8 protein-coding genes are annotated in these 5,567 nt (G+C 66.1%); 1 reads left to right on the top strand and 7 read right to left on the bottom strand.

Annotated features, from left to right (window positions below; translation table 11 throughout):
* Positions 1 to 170: 170 nt before the first annotated feature.
* Positions 171 to 353, top strand: a complete 183-nt coding sequence (locus G3480_RS24860; RefSeq protein ID WP_164656913.1) for a hypothetical protein — start codon at positions 171 to 173, stop codon at positions 351 to 353.
* A 36-nt stretch (positions 354 to 389) separates the two neighbouring features.
* On the opposite strand, the gene G3480_RS24855 is transcribed toward G3480_RS24860, so the two are convergent.
* From G3480_RS24855 to G3480_RS24825, 7 genes are all read right to left on the bottom strand, one after another.
* A complete protein-coding gene (locus G3480_RS24855; RefSeq protein WP_164656912.1) occupies positions 390 to 2,069 on the bottom strand; it encodes an ATP-binding domain-containing protein in 1,680 nt (559 codons plus the stop codon).
* Positions 2,070 to 2,199: 130 nt separating this feature from the next.
* Positions 2,200 to 2,400 (bottom strand): hypothetical protein, encoded by a 201-nt coding sequence (locus G3480_RS24850; RefSeq protein WP_164656911.1) that lies wholly within the window; start codon positions 2,398 to 2,400, stop codon positions 2,200 to 2,202.
* 17 nt (positions 2,401 to 2,417) lie between these two features.
* On the bottom strand, positions 2,418 to 3,053 hold the full coding sequence (gene prfH, locus G3480_RS24845; protein WP_164656910.1) for a peptide chain release factor H: 636 nt from the start codon (positions 3,051 to 3,053) through the stop codon (positions 2,418 to 2,420).
* Complete coding sequence (locus G3480_RS24840; RefSeq protein WP_240906049.1) at positions 3,050 to 4,249, bottom strand: RNA ligase RtcB family protein; 1,200 nt, start codon at positions 4,247 to 4,249, stop codon at positions 3,050 to 3,052. The genes prfH and G3480_RS24840 overlap by 4 nt, the downstream gene beginning before the upstream one ends.
* 130 nt (positions 4,250 to 4,379) lie before the next feature.
* Positions 4,380 to 4,847, bottom strand: coding sequence for a hypothetical protein (locus tag G3480_RS24835; protein ID WP_164656909.1), 468 nt, complete (start codon positions 4,845 to 4,847; stop codon positions 4,380 to 4,382).
* Entirely contained in the window at positions 4,819 to 5,010 is a 192-nt protein-coding gene (locus G3480_RS24830; protein WP_164656908.1) for a hypothetical protein, read from the bottom strand. The genes G3480_RS24835 and G3480_RS24830 overlap by 29 nt, the downstream gene beginning before the upstream one ends.
* A 159-nt stretch (positions 5,011 to 5,169) precedes the next feature.
* On the bottom strand, positions 5,170 to 5,388 hold the full coding sequence (locus tag G3480_RS24825; protein WP_164656907.1) for a hypothetical protein: 219 nt from the start codon (positions 5,386 to 5,388) through the stop codon (positions 5,170 to 5,172).
* Positions 5,389 to 5,567: the final 179 nt, after the last annotated feature.

Genomic DNA, 5,567 nt, shown 5'->3' with positions numbered 1-5,567 from the left:
CGTCCAGGCTTCAGGGGCGAACGGCTTCCCGGGCTCTCTTCATAAACTCCGTTTATCACTCCTCCTTATCAATCCCTGAGAACAGAAAATACAAGGGGCGAATTCATTCGCCCTCCCGCCAGTGCCAAGGGCGACTAAAGTCGCCCTTGAGGTTTTTCAGACAGCCTCTGATGCATGCCGACCTGACGCCGTTGGCCCCTTGGTCCGAGGCCAACGGCTGGCTGGGCGTGGTGTCCGGGGAGACGCTGACGGTCGGATGCCTGCTTTCAGGGCTGCTGGGCCTGCTTACCTGGCTCGTCCTCGCCTGGCGTCGCGGTCAGCGTCCACCTGTATCGAGCCGCAGTGTCGAGTGACGGGTCTGATCCGCTCGCGATGTCGGTATTTTCGCCCTAGGCCCACTCGGCCAATCGTTCCTTGACCCAGGCGTTTGAGCGGTCGCAGACCAGGTCCAGTCGTACGGTCGCGCGCGTCATTCCACAGAACAGGACTTGAAGCTCCTGCGCGAGGTGATGCGCGCGGGGCGCGACGTCGGTCAAGATGACCGCGGCGGCTTGCTGACCCTTGAAGCGTCGCACTGTGTCGAAGAGCACCTGACCCTTCGAATAGACCTGGTTGCCGAAGAGATCGTAGTCGCCGGTGAAACGGGCCAGGGTATGGTTGCCAACCCGCTGTGCCTCCTTGAGTGCGGTGCTCTCGAGACCTCGGCAGGAGAGGATGGCAATGTCCTGGGGGCGAAAGCGCGCGTTGAGCAGCCGCCCGACGATGCGCCCGACCAGTCGCGGCTGCTCGGTGGGATCCTGGTAGAAGAGGGTGCCCGCCCCGAGTCCCGGCAGGTCATTGGCGCAGGTGAAAGGCAACTCGGGAAGAACCCCGTTGACGAACCGCGCAATGCCCTCGGGTGAGCGATAGTTCAGCAGCGAGCGGTAGCCGACGAAGCCTTGAGCGAGCAGTGCAGGAGGGGCGACGCCGCGCACATTCTGGTTCGGGTCCTCGAGCCAGAGCATGGTGGCGTCCTCGCGGAGAAAGAGCCGCAAGGCCTCGAGCCAGCCAGCCTCGAAATCCTGCGCCTCATCGACGATCAGGGTATCGAAGCGCCAGGCGTCTCCCAGCGTCGCCGTGAGCGCTTGCTCCTCCAGTTGTGTGGCGGCTTGATGCCAGAAATCTGGCTGCGTGCGCATGGCCTCGAAGTCGAGCTGAATGCCTCGGGATTGCAGAAACTGATCGCAGAACTGGTACCAGGTCGCGACCAGGCCGCCGCGGGTCACAAGATGGCCGAGCCTCTCGGCGAGCGGGCGGTTGAAGCAGAGGAGGAGGGGGCGTCCACCCTGAGCGATGCACTGATCGAAGAAATGCCGCGCCACGAGGGTCTTGCCGTTCCCGGCCGTCGCCAGCACCTGCAGCCGCAGCGGCTGCATCTCGAGGCTGGCCAGCACTTCGAGCAGACCATGGGAGAGGCGGGTGTAGGTCTTCTCCTGGGCGTCGATATGGGCGTGAACGTCCGGCACGACCTCGAAGGTCTGCCGGAAGAAGGCCGCGACCTGCTGTGCCCACGTGTCCTGGGTGCCCTGAGTCGATGGCAGTACGGTCTGAACATGCTCGGCGAGTTTCTCGCGTTTCGGGGCGTCGACGATGCGCTCGCGATCCAGTCCGGCCGCTGAGAGCTGCTTGAGGGTGTGATCGGGACAGTAGACGAGGTACTCGATCTCCAGTCCGGGGCGCTTGCCGACCTGATAGGCGAATTTCTCACGGATGTTGTCGACCGAGCGCAGGATCTGATCGCCGACGCTCTTGCGCTCATCCCCGTAGGCCTTGAAGAGTCCCTGCGCCGTTTCCTCGAGCCCGCCGTTCTTTTGCTCGATGCACAGCACCTGGCCGGCCTGATTGACCACCACGAAGTCGATCTCGCCATAGAGGGTGCGTCCCTTGTACTGGCGCGTCCAATGCACACCGTGAAAGACGGTGTAGGCCTCGGGCAACCTGTCGCGCAGCAGGGCCAGGGTCTGGATCTCCGGCTCGTGCGCGCCGCTCAGGGCCAGTTGGGTGAGATCAGAGGGGACGATTCTGGCCATAGCGCTCTGCCTCAGTGGATCCTGCTCGCCAGCATCAGCGCTGCCCCGACACTTCGCAGGGCTCTGCCGCCATTGTGTGCTCAGGGGATCGGGTCTTTGCCGCTGCCTCGATAGTACACGCCTTCGCCTCTTACTTGGTGACCGCGACCCGCTGGCCGCGGTCGAGACGGACAGGGTGCTCGGGGACATCGCCGGCCACGGCCGTGATAAAGGCGTCGCGAAAGGTGGCAATCCCGCGCTCCCGCGAGACCCCGGCCTCGGCCTCGGCCAGGACCACCGGATGACGGCAGGCGCCTACCTGCTCCGCGAGCATGTCCAGGCTGTGCTTCATCCCTTTGTCCTCTGCGCTCAGCGCTCGCGCTTCCAATCGACACCGCGATAGACCCGCACCGCGTTGCCGCGCTCGAGGTGGGTGTGCTGCCGCCAGCGCTGATCTTCGGCGGCGCGGGCTTGGTCCCGCGCCCGCTCGGCGAGCAGGGCCGCCAGCCGGGCGAGCGCGAGCCGACGGTTGAGGTGCTGCGAGCGCTCCTCTTGGGCCAGGGTGCTCAGCCCGCTGGGCTCATGGGTGATGCGCACCGCGCTCTCGGTGCGGTTGAGGTGCTGCCCGCCCGGACCGCTCGCGCGCAGGGTCTCGATGCGCAGATCGCGCTCGCTCCAGGCATCGGCGGCGGGCTCCGCGAAGGCGGCCACGCTGACGAACCAGTTCTTGCGTTTGTGGCGCGGCCGATAGGGACTGGTGCCGATCCACTGGACGGTCCCCAGCCAGTCCGCGACCCGGGCCTGCGCCTCGGGGCCGCTGACCCGCAGCAGGACCGAGCGCGCATCGCCGCCATGCGCGCCTGGGGTGCGGTCGATCTCCTCGACCGCGAGCCCGCGCGCGCTCAGCTCCTCGAGAAGACGCGGGACGAGCCGGCCGACCACCCAGGCGCACTCGGCCGGACAGCGCCCGGCGGAGACTTGCAGCCACAGGGTCGCCTCACTCATGCACGCCCCCGCTTCGGTTTACGCGCGCCGGGCTGGCGGTGGGCCGGGCGACGCACCTTGTAGGTCAGTACCGGGCGCAGGGTCGCGATGACGCTACAGAGCCCAGCCTCGACCAGATCCGCGACCACGCGGTCGATGCCCTTGTAGGCCTCCGGCGCCTCGTCGTAGAGCAGTTCCTTATCCTCGCAGATGACCCGTCCGCCGAGCGCGGTCGTGAGCAGGTCGTCCGGACGCTGGCGGGCGCTCAGCCGAGCGCGCGCCTCGCCGCGCTTCCATTTACGCCCGGCGCCGTGGGCGAGCGAGCGCAGACTAAGGTCGCAGTCCCTGCTCGGCTGGACCAGATAGGACAGCGTCCCGCGCGAGCCGGGGATGACCACCGGCCCCCGGTCGGCGGGTGCCGCGCCCTTGCGATGCAGCCACAGCCGCTCGCCCTTCCAGTCGACCGCTTGCACCAGGTTGTGCCAGACATCGAGCCGCCGCTCGGCGTCCGTGCCCAGCGCATCCAAGAGCCGTGTGGCGATCAGCCGGCGGTTGGCCTCGGCCCAGTCCAGGGCCTGATCGTGGCGGCTCAGATACGCCTGTGCCGCCGCCGAGGTCGGATCGAGTTCCGCGTGTCCGTGCTGATCGATCACCGTGCGCAGGATGGATTCGCCCAGGCCGCGCGAGCCGCTATGGACCAGCAGGAGTAGCCGCTCCGCGTCCAGAGCTAGGCCGGCAAAGGTGTCGGGATCCAGGATCTCCTCAACCGCCTGGATCTCGGCGAAATGGTTGCCGCCGCCGATGGTGCCGAGCGCGGTGTCGAAGTCCGTTGGGGCCAGCGAGTGCTCGGCACGCCAGGCCTCTAGGTCACCCTCCCAGGGACCTTCGAGCCCTTGCAGACGCGCCATGGCAGGCTCGGGCTTGAGCTTGCGGATCAGAAGATCCGTCTGCCACAGCGCCATGCCGCAGCCAATGTCGTTACCCACAAGGGCTGGGTAGATTCGCGCGGCGAGGAAGGCCGCGCCGATGGGGTAGCCCTTGCCGGGGTGCAGGTCGGGTAGCCCAACGGCAGCCCGCATGCCCGGCAGCTCGGCGGTCTGCTCCAGTTGGCGCAGCGCCTCGCCCTCGATCCAACTGTCGGCGCAGGCGATGAGGGTCGCGCCCGAGGACAGACGCGCTGGGCCTTGAGTGCTTTCCGTCATGTCGGTCTTCATCATCCAGATCCTATCGATAGCCCGGCTCAGCGAGATGTGGGCGACGTTGTACCTGTGGTCGTTTGCGCAGAGGAGCCGTTGCGCGCCGAACGCCCATCATGCCTTGATCTTCGCATGATGGAGGATCCGATCGTCACATGCTCACGCGGCAGCTCCAGACTGAAGAAGGCGACCGGACGCCGCGCCTGCATCGCCACCGGCGTGGCGATGCACTGTGCCCCAAGGCGTGCCGCCCGGCATTCGTCGGGACCATGAGGTGGCGAGAGCGCCCGCGCAATCGCCGCCAAGGCAGCCAGACCGCGCCCGCGAGTCCGATCAGTGCATAGAGCGTCCAGGTCGGCAGATGCATCAGCCAGCGGGCGAGCAGGCGGATCACGTCACCCTTGTAGGCCATCTTCGAGGCGCGCGCGGAGTCCTTGACGAAGGCGACCGCGCCTATCCGATCCAGTGTGCGCAAGCCATCTTGACCATAGGTCGCGGCCAGCTTGATCGGCTCCTGGCCCAGCTCACCAGCGCGTCGAGCGGTCTTCAGTGCCACGTCGCCGCCGATCCGGTATAGGGTTGCGGCCTGGTCACCGAAGGTCTCGGCGAAGCGGGCCATGCGTTTGAGCGAGGCGGCATCGCGAGTCTTGCCCGCTGGCGAGCTGCGCTGCGCTGGCCACCACACCGATCGTTGCCAGCGCGGCGATCACCTCGTCCGTCTCCTCGCCGCGCGCCCAGTGGAGACCCTGCTTGGTGAGGTCGCGCAGATCGCCGATGAACACGATTCGACTTCGTGGTTCACTTTCTACAAGAGACCACCCCGCCCATTGGATGCGAGCAATCGTGGCGGATTCGCTTCCACGCGCCATGGTGGATCGCCCTCTCGGGCATCCGCCCTACTCGGGTTTCTCCGTGAAATGCGCTATGGGAATCTTATCGTGTCATTGCCCGCTGGCCATGGGGCGGTTGTCTGATCCTGCGTCTTCGATGTGAGTGGGACGCCCGATGCTCGGTTTTGGTGTTGACGCAACGACGCGCCGACCCTGTTGTCCCTGCTTGCGGCGCGCATCGGCGCAGATGGCGTGCAGGTCTTGATGGAACCGCTCGGCGTACTCGCGGCGGATGGCGTGCAGTTCGGCAATAATCGGGTTGGTTGACATGGTCATACCTCCAGCAACTCCAGCGGCGTACAAATGATCGGTGGCGCGTATCCGAGCGCCTGTATCGTCAGAGGCTGTCTGAATATTGTGATCGCCCGAGCTGTAGATACTCTGTTCTGACGCAAGTCCGATTTGCCTCCTGTCCATCATTTTTTTCTATCGGCATCGTTGTCTCAGCG

The sequence above is a fragment of the Thiorhodococcus mannitoliphagus genome, from assembly GCF_010915725.1.
GTDB classification, from domain to species: Bacteria; Pseudomonadota; Gammaproteobacteria; order Chromatiales; family Chromatiaceae; genus Thiorhodococcus; species Thiorhodococcus mannitoliphagus.
Note: the sequence above shows the minus strand (reverse complement) of the source record. Positions and strands in the feature narration are given on the sequence as shown.

Bases quoted from the DNA above. Each gene is read 5' to 3' on its own strand.
- G3480_RS24840 (WP_240906049.1), bottom strand. From the start codon at position 4,249: ATGATGAAGACCGACATGACGGAAAGCACTCAAGGCCCAGCGCGTCTG.
- G3480_RS24855 (WP_164656912.1), bottom strand. From the start codon at position 2,069: ATGGCCAGAATCGTCCCCTCTGATCTCACCCAACTGGCCCTGAGCGGC.
- G3480_RS24860 (WP_164656913.1), top strand. From the start codon at position 171: ATGCATGCCGACCTGACGCCGTTGGCCCCTTGGTCCGAGGCCAACGGC.
- prfH (WP_164656910.1), bottom strand. From the start codon at position 3,053: ATGAGTGAGGCGACCCTGTGGCTGCAAGTCTCCGCCGGGCGCTGTCCG.
- G3480_RS24825 (WP_164656907.1), bottom strand. From the start codon at position 5,388: ATGTCAACCAACCCGATTATTGCCGAACTGCACGCCATCCGCCGCGAG.
- G3480_RS24835 (WP_164656909.1), bottom strand. From the start codon at position 4,847: ATGGCCCGCTTCGCCGAGACCTTCGGTGACCAGGCCGCAACCCTATAC.
- G3480_RS24850 (WP_164656911.1), bottom strand. From the start codon at position 2,400: ATGAAGCACAGCCTGGACATGCTCGCGGAGCAGGTAGGCGCCTGCCGT.